The organism is Vibrio anguillarum (genome assembly GCF_003390515.1).
Lineage (GTDB): Bacteria > Pseudomonadota > Gammaproteobacteria > Enterobacterales > Vibrionaceae > Vibrio > Vibrio anguillarum.
Genome location: NZ_CP031479.1, coordinates 123,613 through 148,425 on the forward strand (window position 1 = coordinate 123,613; position 24,813 = coordinate 148,425).

Annotated in this window: 27 protein-coding genes, 1 tRNA gene and 1 pseudogene; 14 read left to right on the plus strand and 15 right to left on the minus strand. The window is 45.2% G+C overall.

Going from position 1 to position 24,813, the window contains the following annotated elements:
• Positions 1 to 206: pseudogene (locus DD616_RS04665) on the minus strand (signal recognition particle-docking protein FtsY); the annotation flags it as partial.
• Between the two features lie 206 nt (positions 207 to 412).
• Here DD616_RS04665 and rsmD point away from each other — a divergent pair.
• Positions 413 to 1,012 (plus strand): 16S rRNA (guanine(966)-N(2))-methyltransferase RsmD, encoded by a 600-nt coding sequence (gene rsmD / locus DD616_RS04670; protein ID WP_208872307.1) that lies wholly within the window; start codon positions 413 to 415, stop codon positions 1,010 to 1,012.
• Positions 1,009 to 1,275 carry a DUF1145 domain-containing protein gene (locus DD616_RS04675; RefSeq protein ID WP_013855495.1) on the plus strand — a complete coding sequence of 89 codons (267 nt, stop codon included), beginning with the start codon at positions 1,009 to 1,011 and terminating at the stop codon, positions 1,273 to 1,275. The genes rsmD and DD616_RS04675 overlap by 4 nt, the downstream gene beginning before the upstream one ends.
• 75 nt (positions 1,276 to 1,350) lie before the next feature.
• Here the strand turns inward: DD616_RS04675 and DD616_RS04680 are convergent, their stop codons facing one another.
• The 3 genes from DD616_RS04680 to DD616_RS04690 all read right to left on the minus strand — a co-directional run bounded on the left by DD616_RS04680 (position 1,351) and on the right by DD616_RS04690 (position 3,955).
• Positions 1,351 to 1,938: a YhgN family NAAT transporter gene (locus DD616_RS04680; protein WP_017048588.1), complete on the minus strand. Its 588-nt coding sequence runs from the start codon at positions 1,936 to 1,938 to the stop codon at positions 1,351 to 1,353.
• A 100-nt stretch (positions 1,939 to 2,038) separates the two neighbouring features.
• Entirely contained in the window at positions 2,039 to 2,662 is a 624-nt protein-coding gene (locus DD616_RS04685) for a lysoplasmalogenase (protein ID WP_017042061.1), read from the minus strand.
• Between the two features lie 918 nt (positions 2,663 to 3,580).
• Positions 3,581 to 3,955 (minus strand): hypothetical protein, encoded by a 375-nt coding sequence (locus DD616_RS04690; RefSeq protein ID WP_026028288.1) that lies wholly within the window; start codon positions 3,953 to 3,955, stop codon positions 3,581 to 3,583.
• Between the two features lie 220 nt (positions 3,956 to 4,175).
• Between DD616_RS04690 and DD616_RS04695 the strand changes: the two genes are divergently transcribed.
• Positions 4,176 to 4,505, plus strand: a complete 330-nt coding sequence (locus DD616_RS04695) for a DUF2500 domain-containing protein (RefSeq protein ID WP_017044543.1) — start codon at positions 4,176 to 4,178, stop codon at positions 4,503 to 4,505.
• On the opposite strand, the gene DD616_RS04700 is transcribed toward DD616_RS04695, so the two are convergent.
• Positions 4,502 to 5,515, minus strand: a complete 1,014-nt coding sequence (locus tag DD616_RS04700; protein ID WP_013855506.1) for an acyltransferase — start codon at positions 5,513 to 5,515, stop codon at positions 4,502 to 4,504. The genes DD616_RS04695 and DD616_RS04700 overlap by 4 nt on opposite strands.
• Positions 5,516 to 5,735: 220 nt before the next feature.
• Between DD616_RS04700 and DD616_RS04705 the strand changes: the two genes are divergently transcribed.
• Positions 5,736 to 6,206: a Dps family protein gene (locus DD616_RS04705; RefSeq protein WP_019281805.1), complete on the plus strand. Its 471-nt coding sequence runs from the start codon at positions 5,736 to 5,738 to the stop codon at positions 6,204 to 6,206.
• Between the two features lie 63 nt (positions 6,207 to 6,269).
• On the opposite strand, the gene DD616_RS04710 is transcribed toward DD616_RS04705, so the two are convergent.
• A complete protein-coding gene (locus DD616_RS04710; protein ID WP_013855508.1) occupies positions 6,270 to 7,496 on the minus strand; it encodes an EAL and HDOD domain-containing protein in 1,227 nt (408 codons plus the stop codon).
• Between the two features lie 36 nt (positions 7,497 to 7,532).
• Complete coding sequence (rhtB, locus tag DD616_RS04715) at positions 7,533 to 8,150, minus strand: homoserine/homoserine lactone efflux protein (RefSeq protein ID WP_029388131.1); 618 nt, start codon at positions 8,148 to 8,150, stop codon at positions 7,533 to 7,535.
• A gap of 74 nt (positions 8,151 to 8,224) precedes the next feature.
• Between rhtB and DD616_RS04720 the strand changes: the two genes are divergently transcribed.
• The 4 genes from DD616_RS04720 to DD616_RS04735 all read left to right on the plus strand — a co-directional run bounded on the left by DD616_RS04720 (position 8,225) and on the right by DD616_RS04735 (position 12,025).
• Complete coding sequence (locus DD616_RS04720; RefSeq protein WP_026028809.1) at positions 8,225 to 9,223, plus strand: alpha/beta fold hydrolase; 999 nt, start codon at positions 8,225 to 8,227, stop codon at positions 9,221 to 9,223.
• 150 nt (positions 9,224 to 9,373) lie between these two features.
• Entirely contained in the window at positions 9,374 to 10,201 is an 828-nt protein-coding gene (locus DD616_RS04725) for a Cof-type HAD-IIB family hydrolase (protein WP_013855511.1), read from the plus strand.
• 189 nt (positions 10,202 to 10,390) lie between these two features.
• Positions 10,391 to 11,419, plus strand: coding sequence for a COG3650 family protein (locus tag DD616_RS04730; protein WP_208872008.1), 1,029 nt, complete (start codon positions 10,391 to 10,393; stop codon positions 11,417 to 11,419).
• Positions 11,420 to 12,025, plus strand: a complete 606-nt coding sequence (locus DD616_RS04735) for a tRNA-uridine aminocarboxypropyltransferase (protein ID WP_019281801.1) — start codon at positions 11,420 to 11,422, stop codon at positions 12,023 to 12,025.
• Here the strand turns inward: DD616_RS04735 and yigB are convergent.
• The 6 genes from yigB to lptM are packed head-to-tail and all read right to left on the minus strand — an operon-like array spanning position 12,011 to position 16,605.
• On the minus strand, positions 12,011 to 12,724 hold the full coding sequence (gene yigB / locus DD616_RS04740; RefSeq protein ID WP_208872009.1) for a 5-amino-6-(5-phospho-D-ribitylamino)uracil phosphatase YigB: 714 nt from the start codon (positions 12,722 to 12,724) through the stop codon (positions 12,011 to 12,013). The genes DD616_RS04735 and yigB overlap by 15 nt on opposite strands.
• Before the next feature lie 3 nt (positions 12,725 to 12,727).
• On the minus strand, positions 12,728 to 13,660 hold the full coding sequence (xerC, locus tag DD616_RS04745) for a tyrosine recombinase XerC (protein ID WP_010319873.1): 933 nt from the start codon (positions 13,658 to 13,660) through the stop codon (positions 12,728 to 12,730).
• Positions 13,632 to 14,336, minus strand: coding sequence for a DUF484 family protein (locus DD616_RS04750; protein WP_208872010.1), 705 nt, complete (start codon positions 14,334 to 14,336; stop codon positions 13,632 to 13,634). Before DD616_RS04750 ends, xerC begins: the two co-directional genes overlap by 29 nt.
• 24 nt (positions 14,337 to 14,360) lie before the next feature.
• On the minus strand, positions 14,361 to 15,191 hold the full coding sequence (gene dapF / locus DD616_RS04755; protein WP_010319875.1) for a diaminopimelate epimerase: 831 nt from the start codon (positions 15,189 to 15,191) through the stop codon (positions 14,361 to 14,363).
• Positions 15,192 to 15,202: 11 nt separating this feature from the next.
• Complete coding sequence (gene lysA, locus DD616_RS04760; RefSeq protein ID WP_013855516.1) at positions 15,203 to 16,456, minus strand: diaminopimelate decarboxylase; 1,254 nt, start codon at positions 16,454 to 16,456, stop codon at positions 15,203 to 15,205.
• A 29-nt stretch (positions 16,457 to 16,485) separates the two neighbouring features.
• The gene (gene lptM, locus DD616_RS17540) at positions 16,486 to 16,605 is read right to left on the minus strand and encodes an LPS translocon maturation chaperone LptM (protein ID WP_033197445.1); all 120 of its coding nucleotides are present in this window, start codon (positions 16,603 to 16,605) and stop codon (positions 16,486 to 16,488) included.
• Positions 16,606 to 16,680: 75 nt separating this feature from the next.
• On the opposite strand from lptM, the gene cyaY reads away from it, so the two are divergent.
• Positions 16,681 to 16,995, plus strand: coding sequence for an iron donor protein CyaY (gene cyaY, locus DD616_RS04770; RefSeq protein WP_013855517.1), 315 nt, complete (start codon positions 16,681 to 16,683; stop codon positions 16,993 to 16,995).
• 44 nt (positions 16,996 to 17,039) lie between these two features.
• Here cyaY and DD616_RS04775 read toward each other — a convergent pair whose 3' ends face one another.
• Positions 17,040 to 19,568: a class I adenylate cyclase gene (locus DD616_RS04775; protein WP_088728525.1), complete on the minus strand. Its 2,529-nt coding sequence runs from the start codon at positions 19,566 to 19,568 to the stop codon at positions 17,040 to 17,042.
• 350 nt (positions 19,569 to 19,918) lie between these two features.
• On the opposite strand from DD616_RS04775, the gene hemC reads away from it, so the two are divergent.
• From hemC to DD616_RS04800, 5 genes are all read left to right on the plus strand, one after another.
• Positions 19,919 to 20,857, plus strand: a complete 939-nt coding sequence (gene hemC, locus DD616_RS04780; protein ID WP_026028290.1) for a hydroxymethylbilane synthase — start codon at positions 19,919 to 19,921, stop codon at positions 20,855 to 20,857.
• 3 nt (positions 20,858 to 20,860) lie between these two features.
• Positions 20,861 to 21,622: a uroporphyrinogen-III synthase gene (locus DD616_RS04785; RefSeq protein ID WP_208872011.1), complete on the plus strand. Its 762-nt coding sequence runs from the start codon at positions 20,861 to 20,863 to the stop codon at positions 21,620 to 21,622.
• Positions 21,606 to 22,787 carry a uroporphyrinogen-III C-methyltransferase gene (locus tag DD616_RS04790; protein WP_208872012.1) on the plus strand — a complete coding sequence of 394 codons (1,182 nt, stop codon included), beginning with the start codon at positions 21,606 to 21,608 and terminating at the stop codon, positions 22,785 to 22,787. The genes DD616_RS04785 and DD616_RS04790 overlap by 17 nt, the downstream gene beginning before the upstream one ends.
• Positions 22,787 to 23,968 carry a heme biosynthesis protein HemY gene (locus DD616_RS04795; protein WP_208872013.1) on the plus strand — a complete coding sequence of 394 codons (1,182 nt, stop codon included), beginning with the start codon at positions 22,787 to 22,789 and terminating at the stop codon, positions 23,966 to 23,968. Before DD616_RS04790 ends, DD616_RS04795 begins: the two co-directional genes overlap by 1 nt.
• A 369-nt stretch (positions 23,969 to 24,337) precedes the next feature.
• Positions 24,338 to 24,481: a hypothetical protein gene (locus DD616_RS04800; RefSeq protein ID WP_157722350.1), complete on the plus strand. Its 144-nt coding sequence runs from the start codon at positions 24,338 to 24,340 to the stop codon at positions 24,479 to 24,481.
• Between the two features lie 137 nt (positions 24,482 to 24,618).
• On the opposite strand, the gene DD616_RS04805 is transcribed toward DD616_RS04800, so the two are convergent.
• Positions 24,619 to 24,709: transfer RNA gene (locus tag DD616_RS04805), tRNA-Ser, on the minus strand.
• Between the last annotated feature and the right edge of the window lie 104 nt (positions 24,710 to 24,813).

Below are 24,813 nucleotides of genomic sequence, written 5' to 3' on the forward strand. Positions count from 1 at the left end.
GCTTCTGCTTCTGCTTCTGCTAGCGCAGTGTGTGGCTCTTCGATGGGTTGAGCAACTGCCGTCGTTTCTTGTTCTTGCTCAGCATCAACTGGTTCGACAAGCGTAGATGGCTCAAGCACTTGTTCTGTTTCGCTGGTTGATTTACTTGATTCTTCGTCACCAAAACCGAGCCAAGAGAGTAATCCACGTTTCTTTTTTTCCGTCATCTGGGGATATCCTAGATCTACCTAACTAACTACGACCCTTTTCTTGAAGGATTATCCCTCGTAAGAAAAAGAAAAATGACAAAGCAGTGAAAACTTTCCAATTAGATTGGTAAACTTTGTCATTATTGAAATTCAATGGCTATACCAAACCCGTTTCGGGTTGGCAGATTGGGTATAGTATCACTTTATTAGCGGTCAAAAAATCTATGGTAAGACGTCGCCAACAAAACTCATCACAAAATAAGCCTTCAACGGGCTTTGTTCGCATTATTAGTGGCTTATGGAGAGGTCGTAAACTGCCTGTTCATGATGCCCAAGGTCTGCGTCCCACGACGGATCGCGTCAAAGAAACTCTTTTTAACTGGTTAGCACAGGAGATCCCTGGTGCACACTGCTTAGATTTATTTGCAGGCTCTGGCAGCCTTGGGTTTGAAGCCGCCTCAAGGCAAGCACAATCCGTGACGCTGATTGAACTCAACCCGACGGCATTCAAACAGCTTGAACATAATATTGGTGCGCTCAACGCGACCAACTTACGAGCGATAAATAGTGATGCGCTGGTCTTTCTCAAGCAGCAAGGGACGCCTCACCACGTGGTGTTCATCGATCCGCCGTTTCGCCAAGGCTTATTAAGCGAAGCCGTCTCGCTTTTAGAACAAAATGGCTGGCTTGCCGATGAAGCGCTAATTTATATTGAGACGGAAAAAGAATTGGCGCTAGAAGGCATCCCTGCTAATTGGCATCTACACCGTGAGAAAAACGCAGGCCAAGTCAGTTATCGACTATTTGAGAGGAGCTCGGAATGAGAGTGTTACTGGTACTTGCAAAAGCGGCGATTGCTTTTGTTTGGTTGATTCTATTACTGAATATCTTCATGCCGTTCCCCGGTAAAGCGGCGATTGCACTTTATATTATGACGGCATTTTTGTTCATTATGCACGGACTACAAATGCTGATTTTTATCGGTGCGTTTGGTGACAAGATCAGCATGAGCCGTTGGGAAAAATGGTCGATTCTGGTATTTGGAGTCTTCGCGCTGCTCGATATCCGCCGCAAACACATGACGTAAGTTAACGACATAAAGAAAGCAACATAGGAAAAGCCGCTTCAAGTTCACACGATAGGCGGCTTTTTTATCCCCGAATCACAGCCCCATATAGCTTTTTACGCCATTTAAGAACATTTGCGTTGAGATCATAACTAGCAATAATCCCATCAAACGCTCGACCGCTTTTAAACCACGTTCACCCAGCACTTTGTGGAAGAAACCGTAGAACATCAAAATGATGAAAGTAGCGCCCCACGCGAGCAGTACAGAGGCTGACAGCTCAAGGAGTTTGTCAGGGTGCTGAGTCGAAAGAAGCAGTAAGGCTGCAATCACTGAAGGACCCGCGATCATCGGAATTGCCATCGGTACGATGAAGGGCTCTTCCCCCGCTGCTAATCCAGTAATGCTACCTGCACTAGGGAAAATCATTTTAATCGAGATGATGAAGAGAATGATACCGCCAGAAATGCTGAGAGTTTCCGGTTGCACGTGCAAAAAACCCATGATGTTTTTGCCAGCAAACAGGAACAACATCAAAATGATCAACGCAAAACAGAGTTCGCGCACGAGCACAACACGGCGACGTTTGGGATCAAGGTGTTTTAAGATGGAGAGCATGACCGGCAGGTTGCCAAGCGGGTCCATGATCAAAAAAAGCATGGTCGCCGCCGATAAAATATCCATCTCTCACTACTCACATCGATTTAAAGTGGCAGCAGTATATCAGCCCAGTCATGAGATTTCGATGCTCCTGAAAGTAACGATATAGATGAAGCGATAATGTTTACAAGGCCACCGAGGCAGAGATTAACGCTTGCGCTAATAAATAGCTGCCAGAAATAAGATAGCGCCCACAAGGCAATGGCCTGCGGTAATCGTGAATGGCTAACAAACTGGCCGAGAGCATCAGCACCAGACAGCCAACAAACCCGGCAAAGGCAGGCACTGTTTGCGTCTGCAGCCACAACTCTCCCGCCGCCCACGCCAACTGAACTAACATCATACCCATAATGGTTACGGGAAAGATCAAGGTGTCGATTTGCGGTAGCAATAGGAAAAAAGCCACAATACTGGTCGCAATCAAAAGGGCAGGTAGCCACCACACCATAGTGTCAGAAAGTTGCGCCCAGAAGGCTTTACTGTACATCAACTGTGCGACAAGAAAGCTAGCAAAACAGAGTTTTGAGTAGCGTTGCAACAGATGCAATGTGTCCGCGATTGCGGAAATAAGCAGACCGAGCGAGACCCATAAGATAGGAGAAGTGAGCTGCGTGGTGTGGTTTAGAACTATCGCCACCAATAACAGCATACTGAGTGTTTTAAACATTACCGCTTGCTTGATTTTGTTACTTTCAACAGCCGAAATACTAATGAATCCAGACAAAGCAACGGAGAGCCAACTCCACATCTCATTTCCCCTTTAAAAATCTGCGGTCAGTGTAGGCATGTCATCATTGAAGTCCAGCAGATGAACGCAAAAATTGGATCTTGCTAGCGAATCAGAACGTTGGCTTTATTCAACAACAAAGAGTGGCGAAAACAATCAAAGCTCACTCTTTGCTCACCAACCCTCACTTTCAATCACCACAATGACACCCAGAGACATTCCACTCATTTACAATACACAAACAAAGAAAAACCAACAAAAAACGACACTAAAACAGAAATTATTAAAATAAAAATAAAAATAAAAACAATGAGTTAGGCAAAAAACCAAAAGAAAAACTAGAACTTAAAGCCTCTAATAAAAAAACAGCAACAACTGACTTACTAACTAGCAAAAAAACTGGTTTAACCAATTTTATTTGCGAGAACATCTCATTATTAAATTAATTTTTCTCGAAAAATGAGAATTCACCAAACTCTGACAATGATAAGCCACCTAAGATAGTAAAACCAAAAAAAACCATACAAGCAACATCACATTAACCTAATAAAATTAAACAAATTCAACGAATTAAATAAATAAAGATTAAAACAGCACCAAGAAGAACATTATATAAACACACCAAAACAAGCACTAAACATTGCCAATATTCCCTGAATATGATGATGTTAAGGTGTTATTTTGGATGCTTCATCAAATTGAGGTTGATCAACTAAACAAAGTAGTGCTATTCTCATATTCATAGAATGAAACCACAGAATAAAGGAGCAGTGTTATGATTTCTTCATCTCAAAAACAGGGACTTGTAATGATCGCGGTTATCGTAGGCCTAATGACACTGCCAATGATGTACTAAGTATCTAATTCCCAATAAAAAAAGAGGACACTTTCGTGTCCTCTTTTTTTATATAACGATTGAGTAAAACAACCTAATACCATTTATGGCATTGTGACGTGTTTCGATAGGGCTTCCCAATGAAGATAGTAAAAAAGAAGCGCCGCTAACGTGATTAAGGTCATTAATGAAATGGCTACGCGCCAAATAAAGCGACCGCTGCGCGGAGTCAGCTCCTTCTCACATTCATCACACACACGAAGAAATGCTTTGCGATCTTCTAACTGATAGTTATCTTCATGCACAACTTTGTTACGAATAGTGGCAATGAACCTCAGCTTGCCCACCACATCATGTGGTAAACGCTCTTCACAGCTGGTCACCAATTGATGTAACCCCTTCCCCTCAGCGTGATATTGCTCTCTCAACAAGCTTTCCAATCGACGCGTTCGCAAAACCACTTTCTCAATATCTGACATTATCGCCCTCCTGTGCCAACTCTGGTGGCGCTCCATCTATTTTTATCATACTTCCCCACGGAATAGTTGAGCATTTTTGCTCGCTAACCTACCGAGGAAATGTGATATCCGCTGGAAAAAAAACCGTCAAACCAATCAAACTCACGCTTTAGTAGCAAGCAACACCCCTTTGCCATATGTTGCACGCTAAAATGTCGCCTTCATCGCTAAGGAGTTCACCATGCCGCTTTCATTACTTATCGTTGTCGCTTTGTTAGTTATCTCTGCTATTTGGGTATTTAGCTATTTCTATCGTCGCCATGTGCAAGGCGAAAACGCCCCCGAACGCACTGCTAATGTCACGATTATCGACAAGCAAGCCATCGTCATCCCTCATGCTCGCCCTGGGGAAGAGGATCAGGAGTTCTGGATTTACGTCCAAAAAGGCAAACTTGGCCCAAAGCGGGAATTTCAAGTCGGCGTGCATTATTACCATGCACTTAACCCAGGCGACCAAGGAATGCTGACTTATTGCGGACACAAGTTTCTACACTTTGCACTCAAGCGTTAAGGTAATAACCAACGTGTTTTTGCAGAGCGAGCAACCCATATACTAACCGCCAGTGATCCTGCGCCGCTTACGAGAATCCATAACGGGATCACCCATGCGGGATTCCCTTGATCCCACCCATACTCTTTTACAGGCCATAGAAAGATGGGATGTAATAAATAGATGCCTAAGCTGTGCTGGCTTATCACACTTACGACTTGCTTAGCACGAGCGGGCAATCTCTCAGCAAAATATCGACACACTATAAATATCATGCTGGCGGCTAACACAACGTTCAGTGTTTTATAAGAGAGCCAGCGACCAATCGTATACTCACCCGCTGCAACACTGTGGCTGACCACCATCCATACCGTCGTCAATAGTGCCAGACAGCCAAGCAGAATCGCCATACATAGCGTTACCCGGTTGAGTGGCACCTTCTGATAGAGCAAGTAACCCAACGGTAAATAACCAGCAAACAGCCATAGCTCATTGCTCCAAGGGCCATCAATACCGCATAAAAATAAGGTGGTCGTCAGCAGCCACACAGCAACTAATGCGTACAGCGCTTTATCATCAACTCTTCGGACCAGCAGTTGTAGAAAAGGGATCACAAAATAGAGTGGGATAAAGTAATAGAAAAAACCTAAATGGTAATACGTTGCGTGGTGCGTACTGTTACTCAGCACCGCCTTTGCAACTTGCCCATCAAATCCACTCGCACTCCAGCCGGACAAATAAGCATAGAAGAGCGACCAAACGATAAATGGCAGCAAAACTTTGCCAAGACGTCGCTGAACATAATAACGCGCATCAAAAGGGCGACGATCACTGAGCATTAAGGCTCCAGTGATCAATATAAAGACTGGCACAGCCCAACGGCTTACACTATTGATGCCAACCGCAACCACCCACTGCTCAAAAGGAATATCGCCGAGTTGCTGCCGATAGGGGGCCAACACATGAATACCGATCACCGCTACAGCAGCCAAACAGCGCAATAAATCAAAAAAAATAACTCGTTTGGTCATAGTGCCTATCCACTGTGTTTTAAGGTTTCTACTATAAAGTTGAAATAGTTGGCTATGTAATCCGCAAGTCAGTTATCGGTAAAGGATCACTAATGCCATTATAATTAATAGCTAATACCTATCGAATAAATCAATCAAAACGAATTTATTTTGTTCACTTCAAGGTGCAATCTAATGCTTAACAAGAGAAATCACTTATCCATGACAACGAGGTGAACACATGACAACAAATTTGATCGGTTTAGATACCAACCAAAGCCAACAACTTGCACAAGCGTTAAACCAATTATTGGCTAACTACCAAGTGTTTTATATGAATACTCGTGGTTACCATTGGAATATCAAAGGAAAAGAGTTCTTTGAACTGCACGCAAAATTTGAAGAGATTTACACTGACATACAGGTCAAAATTGATGAGTTAGCGGAACGAATTTTGACTTTAGGTTATCAACCGTTGCATAGCTTCAGCGCCTATTTAGCAACAGCACAAGTGTCAGAACACACTAACGCAACTAATGGTCAAGAAACCATGCAAGGATTGGTTAAGGGATTCAGTGTATTGATCCACCAGCAACGAGAAATTCTTGAAATTGCAACGCAGGCGGGAGATGAAGGCACTTCAGCACTGATGAGTGACTACATCCGCGAACAAGAGAAACTGGTATGGATGCTGAATGCTTGGCTGCAATAAACCCCAAGTTTGGGCAAACCGCCGTCGCTCATGACGGCGGTTTTTACATTCGCACGAAATTTATTACAGCAAACGATGAATATCTTGACTCCAGCGCTGCGCCGCCGAAAGCTCATCACTGACTTGATTTAATTCAAGCCCTAGCAGATCACAATGGCTTTCCACTCCTTGCCAGTCCGCTTGCTCAAAACACTCCTCAAGTGCCAACAGCTCGCCAATGGGTCCTTCACGCTTTTGCAGTGCTAGTTTGACCACGTCACATAAGGGTAACTGCGCAACCAGCTCTTCAATTGAAATATCCAGTAAGGCATCTAACACAGAAAAAAGACCAATTAAAAAAGCTTGCTCGCGATGTTGACGAAATGAAGGATGCCCAGACATTAATTGACAAAATTGAGCACGTTGCAAAGAGAGGTTATACAACTCTTTCGGCTTTTTAGCTGAGACAAATGAAGCAACGGCTAATGATACAAAGGTTTTGAGCTTGTCTTGACCAAGATAGACCAAGGCTTGACGAAAAGAGGAAATCGGCACGGATAAGCGATCAGACATAGTGTTGACGAATCTGAGCAACTTGTATGAGAGCGCTACATCTTGCGCGACAATGTATTCAATCCGTTCAAAATCAGCATTTGGTTTACAAACTTCTCGAAACAGCTCTAAGGCGATAATCTGCTCTGGTCCAACATAACGCTGCTTGATCATTTCTGGTTTACTAAAGAAATAACCTTGGAAAAAGCTAAAACCGGCATTACGTGTCACGGTGAACTGGTGATCCGTTTCAACTCGTTCCGCTAAATAACGGCGCTTACTGCCTTCCGCTAAACGCTGACGTACAAACTCGCAAGCGTGATCTAAGCCCAGCGCCATAATATCGAGCTTGACGATGTGCACATAACTCAGAAAGCGTTCCCATTCTGGCGCATACACAAAGTCATCCAGCGCCACCAGATAGCCACGCCGATACAACTCTTTAATCGCCTCAAGCAGTTCATCCGTCGGCTCACAGGTTTCGAGCACTTCCACCACAATTTGTTCTCGCGGCAACGTTAAAGGCAGACGGCGAATTAAACTCTTGTAGGGAAAATTAATAAAACAACGTGATTTGGGAATATTAGGATTGATCCCCACCGCAAGAAAGTTTTCGACGATCAAGCGATACGTGGCTCGATTCGACTCAATGTGCGCTGGAAACGCGTTTTTTTCCCCATCACGAAAGAGCAATTCATAGCCAAGCGTATGCTGCTTGGCATTTAAGATCGGTTGTCGTGCGACATAAGAATAATGCATTAGTGATTAACAACTAATAATTGAGACATAGCCATCTTAGGACTTCGCCACTGCCAGTAGCGCTCCACAACCAATAAACATCGAGCCAAATACTCGGTTAATCTTACTCATGACACTCTCTGAACGAATAAAGCGCCCCATGCGTGCGGCTAAGGAGGTGTAACCAAGCATCACAATCGAATCAATGGTTACCGTGGTCACGCCTAACACCAACAATTGAATGAACTGATCTTGGGTTGGGTCAATAAATTGTGGAAAAAGCGCCACCAGAAAGACGATGGATTTAGGATTTGTCAGGTTGATCAACACCGCTCGACGCAATAAAGACCAACTCGTTTGCATTTGAGCCGTTGCATTGGCCATCATACTTGAACGATCGCGCCATTTTTGAACACCTAACCACACCAGATACGCAGCACCAACCCACTTAATCACACTAAATGCCATGGCTGATTGTGCCACTAAGGCACCAATTCCGGCTCCCACCAACATGATGTGAAAAGCCAAACCCAATTGTAAACCCACAATCGCGGCTAGTGATTTACGTGTACCGTAGCTAAGGCCATTGCTGATGGAATTGACCGTACCTGAACCCGGCGCCAAACTAAACAGTATCGCGGTCACCACATAGGCAAGCCAAACATGAGTATCCATTGCAATTCCTCTCAACTAGACTAATCTAGCCTAAAAATGAACTATTCCTCGAATCTGTCCAATAAGAATAATCTATGAATCAGACGAGTCCAAACTCCCCACCTTATACTCAAGAGTCTTTCTTTGAGCAAGTGATCAATACCACGATTGCCGATTTCTGGCACTCCAGAGAAGAAGGTTTTATCAAATCTGCTGATAAAACAAAACTTTATTGGTGCAAACTTACCTCGCCTCAACACTCAAAGGCGATCTTCGTCGTCAACGGACGAATTGAATCTTGCTGGAAATATCAGGAGCTATTTTATGATTTTTTCCAACAAGGTTATGATATTTATTCTTTTGATCACCGTGGACAAGGGCTTTCTGATCGATTAATCGACGATCCACAAATCGGCCATGTCGGTGAATTTGATGACTACATTTTAGACATGCAGCGTGTCATTGAGCACTTTGACTTAAGCCATTATGCACAACGTTTTCTCGTCGCCCACTCGATGGGCGGTGCCATTGCGACCAGGTATGTACAAACATACCCTCAACACCCATTTGCGGCTATGGTGCTCAGCGCGCCAATGTTTGGTGTCAACATGCCATGGCAATTACGTCCTATCGCCATGACACTGAGCCAAGTGCTGACGGCGATGTATAGCAAACCAACCTATGCGCCGGGCTATCAAGCCTATTCGGCAAAGCCTTTTGAGATTAACCCATTAAGTCAAAGTCAGGTGCGTTACCAATGGTTTCGAGACCTGTACCAACGCAAACCCGAATTGCAAGTTGGCGGCCCTAGCACGCGCTGGGTATGGCAAGGGCTAATGGCAGCGAAGCTGTGCCAACTGATGACTCGTCAAGTGAAGTTACCAACACTCATCTTGCAAGCAGGGCAGGATGAGATTGTCAGTAATGCGGATCAAATTCGCTTTGTCACTAAGCTGGCGAAAACCAATCCATCTAGCAAGCTGGTCATCATTGAAGGAGCAAAACATGAGCTCTTTTTTGAAAAGGATTGCTATCGAAACCAAGCACTTGATGAGCTATTTAAGCAATTCCAATCTCTTGAAAACACGGTTTAATCGCGGTGTTAGAACTGAGCAAATAGAGGAAATTTCAATTGAGAGTTTTACCCTCTTTTTCCTCTTTAAGATGGCGTAAACTAAGCCACACCAAAGTTTCTCCACCATCTGCGATCTGCAAACCAAATCGACCATGATAATGAGGGTTTTATGACCACCGAATGTAAAGAGCACGCGATTCATATCGTGGCGTCCGATCTCGACGGTACACTACTTGCGCCAAACCACCAATTGAGCGAATTCACCAAGCAAACGCTACAAGCGCTTCACCAAAAAGGCTTTACTTTCATCTTCGCTACCGGTCGCCATCACGTTGATGTGGCGGGTATTCGCCAGTTAGCGGGCATTCCAGCCTACATGATTACTTCCAATGGTGCGCGCGTTCACGATCAACATGACAACCTGATGTACAGTAAAAATGTACCGCAAGAATTGGTACAGCCCGTCATTGATGTGTTTAAGCAAAACCCTGATATTTTTGTTCACATCTATCAAGATGAATCGTGGTTATTGAATAAAGAAGATGAAACGCTGCGTGATTTCCACGAAGAATCCGGCTTTAGCTACCAAGTATTTGATGTCAATAACGCACCTACCGAGGGCGTCGCCAAAATATTCTTCACCCACCCAGCGCAAGATCATGAGTTATTAGCTCAGTTTGAAGAACGCTTAAACGATATTTTTGGCGACAAACTGAACGTCGCCTTCTCAACACCTTGGTGTTTGGAAGTGATGGCAGCAGAAGTGTCGAAAGGGGATGCGCTCAAAGCCGTTGCAGAATCATTAAACCTGACCCTAGATAACTGTATTGCGTTTGGCGATGGTATGAACGATGTGGAAATGCTGTCGATGGCTGGTAAAGGCTTGGTGATGGGCACATCGCATCAAAAAGTGTTCAATGCACTGCCGAATAACACCGTGATTGGTAGCAATGCAGAAGACGCCGTGGCTCACTATTTGCGTGAACATTTATTGTAACAGCAGCCTGCAGTAACGAGCGGTCACAAAAAACAGCGCCATTTGAGCGCTGTTTTTTTGTTCATAACGGCTTTGCGATTTATCTCTGATACTTGTCCGCGGGTTGTTAAATTCACACCCATCAGTTCAATTTGCCAGCGCCTTTGTGCCATAATCTAGCCTCGTTGCATTGCCCAAAAAGAGTCTGCTATGAAAGTGCTTCACTGTTCCGCGCTGTTATTGACCACATTAATGCTGCAAGCCTGTACGACACACAGCGCATCACAGCCACCAGCCGTACCGATGGCGAGTTTGGATAAACCCAGCTCAATCAAAGCACAGCCCTTTATTATGCGTGGAGAAGTCGTGGTAGGTCATGAGGCGCAAACCTTTACACCTTGTGGTAGCAATCAACAATATTGGCTAGCACTGACGCCACAGCAGACTCAGCAAGCCTTGAGTTTGGCTCGCGCGCCTTATCAGCCTTTGTATGGGGAGCTCATCGGTACTTTATCAGCGCCAAGCCGCACAGGCTTCGATGCCGATTCCAGCGCACGTTTCAACGTGACCAGCATCAATATGCTCAGTGCTGAAAATCCTAAACGCTGCAATCAACCACTCAAACCGACGCGCGCTTTTGGCAACGAACCATCATGGTCCATCCACTTTGAAGGGAAAAACCTTAACTTTCAAACCATCAGCGGTGAAACTCAAACATTCGCTATAACAAAAAGTCAGCTATCTGAAACTAAGCGTGAGTACCAAATGAATCAAAGTTCGCTGCTCCTCACACAAAAAATGTGCAGTGACGGGATGAGTGACTCGCTGTACGGCTGGAGTTCCACCTTAAAGGTCGGTGAGAAAAGCTATCAGGGGTGTGTCACCTTAGGTAATAGTGATGCGACGCTTCCATGGGTTGGGGCTTATCATGCTACTTCGACCCAAAATAGGGATTTCACGATTCGTTTGCAACTGAATGCGGATCATACTGCTAGCACTCATTATGACTACAACGATGGTCAGCCATCGACCGTTGAAAAGGGGTTTTGGCAACCATTAAACCTAAATCAGATCCAAGTTGTCATGACGCGCCACCAGCAACAATATCTGCTTTCTGAACGTATCTTTACTCGCACTGGTTACCAACTGAAAGCAGAAAAAGAGAAGGTGGGCGATGTACTCTACCCTATCGCCAATGGCGGTTTAACGTTATTTTCTGAAAATATCGAGACACCATAAGTGACCAGACCGTGCCCTTGCCCAGTTTGCCATTTTAGCTATCAATGCCTCTGTTCACTGCAACCAACACTGGATAGCCAACTGCGCATTGCACTACTGATGCATGAAAATGAACCGCATCGAGCGACCAATACTGGCAAGCTGCTGCTGCGTAGCTTGCCCAATTCCTCTGTGTACATCTGGGACCGAGTCTCTACGGCGAAATCATTACAAAAGAGAATTCTAGATGAGAAGTTAAACGCTGTGGTTATTTTCCCTTCGACGCGCAGTCAATCGCTCACCGAATACCAATCTCTCTCAACGTCTGACACTCAAGAAATCGTGTTTATTATCCTAGATGGGACATGGCAAGAAGCCAAGAAGATACTCAATAAGAGCCCTTGGTTATCCGATTTACCGCAGCTACACCTCACCCCAAATCAAATCTCTCAGTATGGATTAAGGCGAAATCAAGATGCTGGTCATTTATGCACGTTAGAAGTGGGCGTTGAGCTGCTCAACTCTCTCGGAGAACCAAATAATGCGAGAGAGTTACGCGCGTTTTTTACTTACTATCTCAAGGCTTTTCAAGCGGATAAAAGCGGTCACACCCTAAAGCTGCAGTAATGAATCCAGTTGATGGATTTCAATATCAGGCAAAACTTTGGCCTTACGACTGGCGAGCAAGGTTTGGCCTTGATAGTTATACCAACAGGCTTGAAAACCATTACATTTTGCGCCTTGCACATCGGTTATCAGATGATCACCAACGTGTAAAATCGAGGCTGCAGGTAGCTGTAATGCAGCCTGCGCTTTGTCAAAAAGATCCGGATACGGCTTGGCCAAGCCATCGGGACCCGCTTTAAAAATTTGTTGAAAATAATGCCCCAAGCCAATTTTGTGCGGGTCAACATTGCCGTTGGTAATCGCCACTAACGGCATGCGCTTTGCCAGTTCGGTCATCACGCGGTGCGTCTTCTCTGGCACCGTGATTAAGTGACGTAACCGCAACACTTCTTCAATGGCATTCTGCGCAGCCTGTAAAGCAAGTTGCGGCGAATAGCCTAATTGAATTAAGCCTTGTTCTATCTGCTTAAATCGCCACTGAGTGACATCATGACCGAGCAGTGGCTCTTGCAGCGCCAGTTGCTGTTTAAGTTGCTGCCACCAACTTATCGGACGCGTCGCGGAAAGCGGATGATGAGTGTGCAGCCACACGACCATTTGCTGCTCAACATGACGGATCACTGGATGGTTGTCATACAGCGTGTCGTCCAAATCAAAGCTCATCGCTTTAATGGGGCCGATATTGCGATAAAAGTGCATGCGTTACTCGCTCTGTTTCTTTTTACGTGCTCTTGGGTGCGCTTGGTCATAGGCCTGCGCAAGATGTTGAAAGTCCAAATGAGTATAAATTTGCGTCGTCGAAATATTCTCATGACCCAGCAACTCTTGCACAGCACGTAAATTATTGCTCGATTCAAGCATGTGAGTCGCAAAAGAGTGGCGCAGTTTATGTGGGCTAATATGGCTAGCCACCGCCTGCTTTTGCCCCCACTCGGCCATGCGTTTTTGTACGTTGCGATGAGAAATACGAACACCCAGCTTTGAAACAAACAAGCTTTGCTCATCAGCGTTCGCAAACTGCGTCCGTATTTTCAACCAATGCGCCACCCATTCTTTGGCTTGGCCAGCAAAAGGCACCTTACGTTCTTTATCCCCTTTACCCACCACTCGAATCTCGCCGCGGCTAAAGCTCAGGTCTTTTACGTTAATGCTGACGAGCTCCGCTAAACGCAACCCAGCACCATACATCAATTCCATCATGGCTCGATCGCGCACTGATAGCGGATCATCATCCTTGACTTCGAGTAGTTGCGCGACTTCATCCACATCTAAGTTTTTCGGTAACGGGCGTTTTTTACGCGGTGCTGCAACGCCTTTGGCCGGGTTAGCTGTCAGTTCACCACGCAAGATCAAGAAATCAAAAAAACTGCGCAATGAAGAGAGACGCGTCGCTAAACTGCTGGCTTTCATCCCTTCACGCATCCCTTTGCTCGCCAGCTGTCGCACCCAAGCGGCATCGACTTGTTGCCATTGATTCAGCCCCATCTGCACCAAATGCTGCGCCATGGTTTCCAGCTGTTGTTTGTAATTGCGTTGGGTGTGCAAGCTCAACCCTTTCTCGCTCCGCAGATATTCATAGAAGCGAGTTAAGGGCTGCTGTAAGCCGTTAGGCAGAGGTGTGGCTGATTCGGTCATGCTCAATCGGTTGCCAAGGTAGAGTCTCAATTAAATGAGAGAGAACTAACGCCAAATGACGTAAAAAGAGGGTATCCATGCTCGGTTGAAAATGGCCGCCATCTTCACTTGCAAACGCTAACACGCCTTGTGATGAGCGCTTACCTAATGGTAGCACCACATACGAACCCATTTCTGGCGCAGCGGTTTGTTCACCAAATAACGCTTGGCGATCCAACTTTTTCATACGCCCTAAATAAGCATTTGTGCCATTAAAATGGTTAGTTGAAAAACGCTGCCATTGCTCTTGGGTCAATTGATAATCGGTTTCAGGCGAGGCCAGTAAACGGATATACGCTACCAAACCTAAGGTTTGCGCTTTGTTTTCTATTGCCTTGCATACTTGCGGCATTGAATGACATTTTAAGATCTGCTCTTGCAGATCCATAAATTCGTGGAAAGTGCGGTCATTATTGGCCGCTAATGACATAAAGGCGGTGATCTCTTCCTCTAACTCCTCAATTCTCTGGCGCTGACGATTCAGTTGTACATGCACCAAAGAGACCGCACCTTGTTGATGGTGCGGCAAGGAGAGCCTGTCAACCAGCTCTGAACGCTGGAGGAAAAAATCTGGGTGATCTCGTAAATATTCAGCCACAACTTCGGCTGTGAGTGCATCCGCTTCAACGTGTGACAAAATGATTCCTTATCTTACTTAACCCTAACAAGAGACTTGACCATCAAACACATGAGTCGCAGGGCCTGTCATATAGAGTGGCTTACCCGGCCCTTGCCAGTGGATCTCTAACGAGCCACCAGGTAAGTGTACTGTCACCTCTTCCGCCAATAACCCTTGAAGAATACCAACGGCAACCGCGCCACACGCACCACTGCCACACGCTTGAGTTTCACCCGCGCCACGTTCATAAACACGTAGCTTCACTTCATTGCGATTCAGCACTTGCATGAAGCCTGCGTTAACACGCTCTGGAAAACGCTCATGGGATTCAAGCAGTGGACCCAAAATTTCAACCTCAGCGGTTGTCACATCCTCCACCACTGTCACCACATGCGGATTGCCCATACTCACCGCCCCGCAGAACAAGGTTTTCTCTTCAACGCGCATGATGTAGGTTTTCTCTGCCTGTTTGGCTCGAAATGGAATCTTATTAGGCTCAAATTCTGGTATGCCCATGTTGACGGTGATTTGATCATCCTCTTCAACATTTAAAACCATTTTGCCTTTTTTAGTCGTGACTCCAATGCTGTACTTATTGGTCAGCCCTTTCATCCGCACAAAGCGAGCAAAGCAACGTGCGCCGTTGCCACATTGTTCAACTTCGCTGCCATCGGCATTAAAAATACGGTAGTGAAAATCACTTTCCGGATCATACGGCGCTTCAACCACTAATAGCTGATCAAACCCCACGCCAGTATGACGATCCGCCAAGCGGCGGATCAAATCAGGGGAGAAGAAGACGTTTTGTGTAATGCAATCAACGACCATGAAGTCATTACCCAAACCGTGCATTTTAGAAAAATGGAAATGCATAATGCTTCAATTTACTCCGGCAGAATACGCTCTAATGCCCATAGGCTCGATAGTGCTTCACGCTGACGAACAAGGTGGGTTTGTGCACCATCCACCATCACTTCCGCCACGCGAGTACGTGTATTATAGTTCGAAGACATCACAAAACCGTAAGCTCCTGCTGAGCGAACCGCCAGTAGATCTCCCTCATCCAAGACCAATGAACGATCTTTACCCAAGAAGTCACCGGTTTCACAAATAGGCCCAACCAAGTCATAGGTTAGCGCTTCACCTTGGCGCGGCACAACAGGAACAATATCTTGCCAAGCTTGATAAAGCGCTGGACGCATCAAATCGTTCATCGCCGCATCAATAATTGCAAAGTTTTTGTGTTCGGTATGTTTGAGAAACTCTACTTTCGTCAACAACACGCCCGCGTTAGCCGCAATAGCACGTCCCGGTTCAAAAATCAGTTCGAGATCTTGATGGTTACTCAAACGCGCCAACAAGGCTTTGGCATAATCGGAAGGCTGCGGGGGTAACTCATCGCGATACACCACACCTAAACCACCACCAACATCCAAATGTTTAATGGTGATCCCTTCCTCTTTAAGCTGATCAATTAACGCAAGTAAGCGATCGGTTGCATCAATAAAAGGGGCAATAGCGGTCAGTTGAGAGCCAATGTGGCAATCAATACCATGAATGCTGAGATTCTCTAGGCTTTGTGCCAAGCGATAAACATCCAGTGCACGGTCAAAAGCAATACCAAACTTATTGTCACGCAAACCAGTTGAAATATAAGGGTGGGTTTGTGCATCCACATCAGGGTTGATGCGCAGTGAAATCGGTGCTTTGACACCCAGCTCGCCAGCCACTTTATTTAAACGTGCTAATTCAGGCTCGGATTCAACGTTAAAGCATTTAATCTTGAGCTCCAACGCGCGTTTCATTTCCGCTTCCGTTTTACCGACGCCAGAAAATACCACTTTCGCCGGGTCCCCCCCCGCCACCACAACACGCTCTAGCTCTCCTGCCGAAACAATATCAAAACCTGACCCTAAACGCGCCAACGTGTTTAATACGCCTAAGTTTGAGTTAGCCTTCACCGCATAACACACCAGATGAGGATGTTCGCCTACCGACTTATCAAAAGCATGCCAGTGACGCTCTAAAGTAGCGCGAGAATAGACATACAAAGGCGTGCCGTATTGCTCAGCCAACTCTGTTAATGCGACATTTTCAGCCCAAAGCTGACCATCGTCCTGATAATTGAAGTAATCCAAAATTCGTTTCCTTTAAGCTAAATCAATGACTATGGCTGAGGTTGTTCACTCTGCTCAGGCTCTGCTGGCATGTATAACGGCCCGGTTTGACCACACCCTGCGAGAGCAAGGAGTGACAACATAAAAAGTGCAGCGATTGATTTTTTCATTTTGCATGTCGTGATTATTGAGTCAATGCCCCCTATAATCGCACCACAATCAGGAAAAGCAATAGGATAGACAGGATGAACGATACTGAATTTCACCAACTTGTCGATGAGCAGCTAGAAATCATTGAACAAGCAATAGACAACGCAGGTGCCGACATTGATTACGAAACCTCAGGCAATGTGATGACGTTAGAATTTGATGACCGCAGCCAAATTATTATTAACCGCCAAGAGCCAATGCATGAAATTTGGCTGGCATCAAAGTCAGGCGGTTTCCATTTCAAACTGATCGACCAAAACTGGATTTGTTCAAAAACAGGGCTGGAATTGATTGCGATGGTGCAACAAGAATGTGAAAAACACGCTGGCGAAACGATCGACTGGGTGTAAAGCAACAACGCCAAGTGACAGATGTGTGACTTGGCGCTACCGAACTAAGCGTTGACCGCTTTTGAAGGACGAGAATAGAGCGCGGAATCGTTACGATAAGGGACAATATAGCTTTCCCCTTCTTCTGGGTGGACGATTTGATAATACTGCGGCAGATTGAAGTTAATAAGTTTAGCGGAGAGTGGGTTACCGTCGCGCACTGAGGTATAAAAGCTGTTGACGTTAGTGATCATCTCATCTTTTTCGCCGCTGAACTGGTGATAGACTTCAATTTGGTTCGACTCATCCAACACATAAATGTTGAAGCCTTTATCGGTATCTTCAAAGAAAAACTGCACTAAGCCTTCACTAGCAAAACCATCGACGATTTCCGGCAGTTGATAATCTTGATCGCGATCGAGCATTAACAGCGGTGAACCTTTCAATTTGTTGGTTGAAATACTGCGGTAAAAATCTACCGAATTTTCCAACTTCTGTACCGAAACCCCTCGCCGCTCAAAAAACAGACCATACATTTGATCGCCAATGCGTAACGCTTTAAAACGGCGACGTTTCTCTTGCTCTACCGGTTTCAAACGCAAATCGATACATTCCGCCAGCAACTGGTACACCATGTTGCGCATCACGCCACGCAGACTTTTGCTGTAACAAAATACATCGACAGACTCTGGCGGTAGCGCATCTTGGTGCATTTTGCCAAGCACGGTTTTCAACGCGTCGAGCATCGCCGTTTCGCCAGTAAAATGGAGAGTCCGTACTTCATGCCACGAGTTGCGATACACTAAATCGACACTACCGACTAAGCTTTTTTGCTCAGATCCGAAACTGAAAATATCTATATTTTTCAAATCAATTTTGAGCGATTTACCGCTTAATTCCGCGGTAGGATCATTTTCAAAATTGATGAACATCGCCAGTTGGCTGATTTCACAAGGGCTTGCTAGAGCCTGCATGGTCGGCCGCCGCTTACGCAACGAGAAGGTATTACGCAAATCGCTAACCATTTGATAGAACTTATCAATATCCAACTGTGCGTCACGTACTACTGAATGCAAATGAGTTGATTCCGTGATCAAACCATTGAAGAACGCCCAAGAGACCAGCTTACTGAGGTATTCATTATGCTCAAGGAAAGGTTGGCCAATCATACGATGGGCAACTAGAGGCTGCTTATACAGATACCAGCCCGCTTTATTGGTTCGCCCTTCTCGAACTTGAATGAACGAGAGATCCGGCTCGTGCAGATCTGGCGAGATTTGTGGATTCAGTAGTGTGACTTTACCCGGCAACACCTCAAACACCGCATACAACTTACGTGCGAGGATTGATATATCTTGTGGGCTAATGGCCGAGGTGATGTCATTACGACGCGCAAACTGGATCAGGTTTCGATAGCTCAGCATCAACGCATCTAACAACGCATGGTGGACAACTTTAACTTGTTCGACTTTCCAATTACGGCGATTGTCTAATTCTTGAACAACAGATTCCGACCAATTCCATTGCTGAATCATGTGGCTTAATGCTTCTCGACGCCATGCCACTGAGCCTAAGCTCGGCTCACGGGATAACTTTTCATGCGTTTTGAGATAAAAACAACGACGCACCAGATCAAGACGGGCAGAATCACCAATACGTTCAAGGTAACGCGTCACTTTTTCAAGCATCAAATAGTAAGCATCCATACTGTACAAATCAGGTTCATGAGTAAAAAACCGTCGTTTGGTATCAATGCTTAATAATTGCGTGTGTGGGTACTCCCACGAATACGCCTCAAGCAGAATCGCTTTTAACACTGACTTATAAGGCGAGTCGATGCTTTTATAAAGCTGCCAAAGGTTTGCGCCGAAATACTCTTCAGCAGGAATGCGGTTCAACTTACCAAAATCGATCCATTCACTGCAATTAATGTAATCATTGCTGCACAATTCGTGCACGTATTCGTCGTAGCACTCTTCCATTTCAGGAGGCACGATTTGCCACAGTAAACGCTTGCCTGCCAAGCGAACAGCAGAGCGATAGAACTCGTCTAATAGCAGGAGATGTTGCGATGAACCGCAGTTTTCGCCTGTCATCTGCTCAGAATGATTACTGCGAAAACGTAGCTCATCCATCAAGAAAAAGTTGGCTTCCACCCCTTGGCTCTTTGCCCAATCAGTGATCAACAAACATTTGTTGCTTAAGCTTTCCCGCTCATCACAGCTCATACTCGATGCTACACATACCCAAATATCTAAGTCACTCGAGGTGCTTTGACCAATCGACGAGGTGCTGCCCATGGTATACAGAGCAAGAATAGCGGGGGTGTCTGCAGTCGGTAAGGGTTGACCTAAGGTGAGTTCTGTATCTTCAACCAGCTGACGTTGGATGTCGTTAGGCTCAAAACCATAGACACCATAAGGGACTTTTGCATCGTAGTAGCCGGGAATAATCGGGTGATTGAAGTGCAGTAATGCAGGAATGAAATGAAATACACGTTGACTTTGCAAATCCATAAGCGCCAGCGCACGCTCGGTACGTTGCTGGTTGAGATTGTCTAATCGTTGAATTAACGTCTTGGTGTAAGCCTGCAAGGTTGATTCCTTGGTTGAAACATTAACACGCGCTTTGATTATATTTTATTCTAAAGCACCAAAAAAACGTGATCAATCTAACATTTTCTTTCCATTTGGTAAAGCCCTCTCGATGCATATCACACTCAGGCAGAGCATGCCTACAATGCACTCCAATGACCTTGGCTATAGTGTCGTAGCTATTTACACTTTGTCGTAATAGCTCATTATATAAACGAGATATAAATCACACAATTTTGACCAATTTATGCTATCTCTTCATCAATCCTTCACAGCGACGATCTAGTAGTAAACCTTTCATAGCGGGAATGATAGGATTAAACCATCCATTACCTACACTCGGGATTATCATGACTCACGCAACACCCATTCGAATCGCCACACGTAAAAGCCCGCTCGCCCTTTGGCAAGCTTATTATGTTAAAGATGCGCTGCAAGCGGCTCATCCTGGCCTAGAAGTGGAATTAGTGACCATGGTAACCAAAGGCGACGTCATTTTAGATACGCCTTTAGCTAAAGTGGGCGGTAAGGGGCTTTTTGTCAAAGAGTTGGAAGTCGCTATGCTTGAAGGCCGTGCCGATTTAGCAGTGCATTCAATGAAAGATGTTCCCGTCGATTTCCCGAAAGGGCTTGGACTAGTAACGATTTGTGAACGCGAAGATCCACGTGATGCTTTCGTTTCAAACACCTATCAAAGCATTGAACAACTGCCTCAAGGTGCCATCGTCGGCACCTGTAGCCTACGTCGCCAATGCCAACTCAAAGCATATCGACCAGACCTTGTGATTAAAGAATTGCGTGGCAATGTCGGTACTCGTCTTGGAAAACTCGACGCAGGTGAATACGATGCGATTATTCTCGCCGCAGCAGGTTTAAAACGTTTGAAGCTTGAAGATCGCATTCGCAGCATTATTGAACCAGAACAATCGCTTCCTGCAGTAGGGCAAGGTGCAGTCGGGATTGAATGCCGTTTAGATGACGAACGTTTAAGAGCATTACTTGCGCCACTCAACCATTCTGACACGGCTGATCGCGTGAAATGTGAACGAGCCATGAACCTAACATTAGAAGGCGGTTGCCAAGTACCTATCGGTAGCTACGCATTGCTCGATGGTGATCATATTTGGCTAAGAGCATTAGTCGGTGAGCCTGATGGTTCTAAGATTGTGCAAGGTGAGATTCGCGGCCACCGCTCCGATGCCGAGCAACTAGGAATCACGCTTGCCCATCAATTGCTCAATGATGGAGCGCGAGATATTCTGTCCAAACTCTACTGCGAGCACGAATAAAGCATGACGGTGTTGGTCACTCGCCCCGAAAATCAAGGGATTGAACTTTGCCAACAATTAGCGGATCTCGGTATCCGCTCCGTTCACCATCCACTGATTCAGATTAATGCAGGAGTCGATCTCCCGTATTTACTCCCAGAACTTCAGCAATGCGACATTATTATTGCGGTTAGCCAAAACGCGGTGACGTTCAGTCATCAATTTTTGCAAGATCACCGATATTTTTGGCCAAATGACGCCAGATACCTTGCCGTTGGTCAAAAAACCGCACATGTTTTCAGCAAATTAAGCCAACAAAAAGTACACTATCCGCAGATAAGTGACAGTGAACACCTGCTTGCCCTACCACAGTTGCTATCAATATCGGGCCTTAAGGTGATGATTTTACGTGGTAATGGTGGACGTGAGCTCATCCACGACAGCTTAATCGAGCGTGGTGCTGATGTGGTGTATAAGGAAGTGTATCGACGCGATACGATCACCCTCTTTGCCGCCGAATCGATATCTCTGTGGCAGCAACAGCAAGTCACTCAGTTAGTTGTCACCAGCTCAGGTCAACTCAATTTTATGATGGATCAATTCTCTGATTCACAACGACTCTGGCTGCTAAATTTAGCTCTTTTTGTCCCAAGCGAGCGAATTCGACAAGAGGCGCTGCACATGGGATTTGGGTGCGTCACGAACGTGGGAAGCGCCTCCAATACAGAACTCGCGGCTAGTATTAGCCAATCTAGACAGGACTCTAAGCATGACAAGCAAAAATAATAACCCGCATATTGAACCTGAAAAAGCAGCCACACCTCCTCTGGTTACAGAAAAAGACGCAACGGATAACCTTGATTCACCAAAAAGTTACGTGCAGGATCCCACGTCTCAGCCTGAAGAAAAGAGTGATAAACGAGCAAAGCGCAGTATCAAACTTTCTGTTATTGCAATTAGCCTATCTATCATTTTCAGTGGTGGTATAGCCTATCAAATGCAGCAAAAAGACGCTGTTTACCAAGCCAAAATCAACGCATTGCAGACTCAATTAACACAAACCCAAAGTCAGCTCGCGGCTGAAATCAATCAAATAAAGCAAGAAACACAAGCCAAAGCGGACCAACTCACTCACAAAACTGACGTAGCCTTGGATCAACAGCAAAAAAGTATCGACAGCTTGCAACTAGCGATAGCTGATATCAAAGGCCGCCGTCCCAACGACTGGCTACTAGCAGAAGCTGACTACTTAGTGAAACTAGCAGGCCGTAAACTTTTTCTAGAACATGACATCGTCAGCGCGACCAAGCTAATGGAAAGCGCTGATCAGCGTATTGCTGAATTGAATGATCCAAGCTTAGTGCCGCTACGCAAAGCCATGGCGCGTGACATTACTCAGCTCAAAATCATCCCATTGATTGATCGTGAAGGGCTAGTGTTACGCTTAACAACCTTACAGCAACAAGTTGACACTCTACCGCTGGCTAATGCCATGTTGCCTGAAACTCAGCAGCAATCAGCACCACAAGTTTCTGAAAATATTAACGACTGGCAAAATAATCTCGTTAGCTCATTGAAAGACTTCTCGGAGAACTTCATTACCTTCCGCACTCGAGACGGTAATGCCATTCCGCTACTGTCACCTGAGCAGCACTTCTATCTAAAAGAAAATCTCAAAGCAAAATTAGAAACCGCCATCAAAGCCGTATACGCAGAACAACAAGAGATTTATACAACGGCACTGAGCACAGCAGATAAATGGTCAGCCAGCTTCTTTAATTCCGATGATCAGAGTGTGCAGCAGTTTAATCACGCGCTATTGCAGCTCAGTAAACAAAATATACAAGTGCAATATCCAGTTAAACTTGAAACTCAGCACGAACTCGCTGATGCCATCACTGAACGCCTACGCCGTGAAGTTTCTCCAATGAGCGTTACGGAGGACAAGTAATGTTTAGAGTCATCTTTCTTTTTGTAGTATTAGGGGCCGGTTTATTTATCGGAACCCAATATGCTGGCCAGCAAGGTTATGTTCTTATCTCTATAGCTAATAGAACAATAGAGATGAGCGTGACCACCTTAGTGATCTTTGTGATTGCACTCCTCTCTGGATTATTTAGCTTAGAGTATCTCCTCAAAAAAGCATTCTACGCCAGTTCAAACACATTGAACTGGTTCAGCGTACGTAAGTTAAAGCGCTCTCGCCGTTATACCAATGAAGGTATCATTAAACTTCTAGAGGGAGACTGGAAGCAGGCAGAAAAGAAAGTCACTCGCTGGGCGAACCACCATGATATGCCGCTGCTCTGCTATCTTGTTGCATCGGAAGCCGCGCAGGGAATGGGCGACAGAGCAAAACGAGATCACTATTTAGATCTCGCCAGTCAGCAAAGTAATGCAGGCCTAGCTGTTGAACTAACTCGTGCCAAACAGCAAGTACGAGAAGGAGAGTTTGAGCAGGCGCTAAGCACTTTATCAGCCTTACAAGCCACTCATCCGAATAACACCATCGTGCTCAACTTACTCAAGACAACATACGTACACCTAGAACAGTGGCAACCGCTGCTTGAGCTTTTACCTAAGCTCCAAAAAGCAAAACAGATCAATGCGGACGAGAGCCAACAACTGAACCAAAAAGCACAATGCGGTTTACTAAAAAACGTGGCCCAGCAGCAAGGTAGCGAAGGCTTAATCAATCACTGGGACAAGCTCCCAAGGAAAACCAAAAACGACGTCATTTTAACTCAATGCTTCATCGAGCAGTTGATCCAACGAAAAGCAGACTCGCAAGCATTTACCGTCATTAAAGAAACATTAAAAAAACACCCAATGCCAGCTCTGTATTCATTATTGGCAGAGCTCAATTTACCAGATAGATACCCAGCAATTTTGTTGTTACAAGAAGCCATTAGTAAGGATAGTGGTAACGCCGAAGCACACAGCGCACTGGCTCAATTGTATATGAGAGAGCAAAAATGGGCAGAGGCGCAAAGCCATTTGGAAAAAGCGTTATTGCTCCGTGCCAATGTATCTGATTACGCTTATCTTGCCGATAGCCTTGAAAAACAAAACTACCCTAAAGCCGCCGCAGAAGTCTCACGTAAGGCACTGACCATGATAGAGCATGTTTAAATGGCAATCTAACTAAGCACCTAAAAATAACCTTATACCAATTAAAGAAAAGTACGATCTCATTAAGGCTATCTAGCTATTGTTAAATATCACGATGGATAGCCTTAATAGCACCGATTTTAAAACGCTGGCGAGCCAATAAAAACCATCCTAATTCTACTATTACCCGCTTGAACACCTGGGATTTCCTGGATAATTTCTTGATCAAAATGCCATTTGACTTAAGACCGAGCACGGTACAAAACCTAGAGCTGTGAAGCCGCAGCGATTTGAATATGCGTATTTATTTGGGTCAGCTTGGGTTGGTATGCCCCTAAAAAGGAATAGGTGAGGCCGTCGTTATAATGGATGATGCTGGTAGGTATATAAGTGCAGTTTAGTCATGTCAGTGTCATCACGTTTCTTCCTACTCACCGTGCTAAATCCAATAGAGCAAGTGTGCAGTTGGCTCACGCTAACCAACAAAGTTTTGCGGATCACAACGACATTATGTCTGAGGTGTTCAATGTGTAAAATCGATTTTTGGAAAGTACAGATAGGGTGATCAAGATATGTTCGAGGGATTGAATTAAGCTATTAATTTTCCAGATTGGCATGTTGATATAAAACGAAAAAAACCGCTGTAAAAACAGCGGTTTTTTCTTTAAAAGTGGCGGAGAGATAGGGATTTGAACCCTAGGATAGCTATTAACCATCGCCGGTTTTCAAGACCGGTGCTTTAAACCACTCAGCCATCTCTCCACAAATTGTCACTAAAAATTAGTCTTACTTTGATAATGCTATATTTTTAGTTTTGCTTTCATATTTTTAATGATATGTAAGCGATATTCAAAGCCTGGCGATGT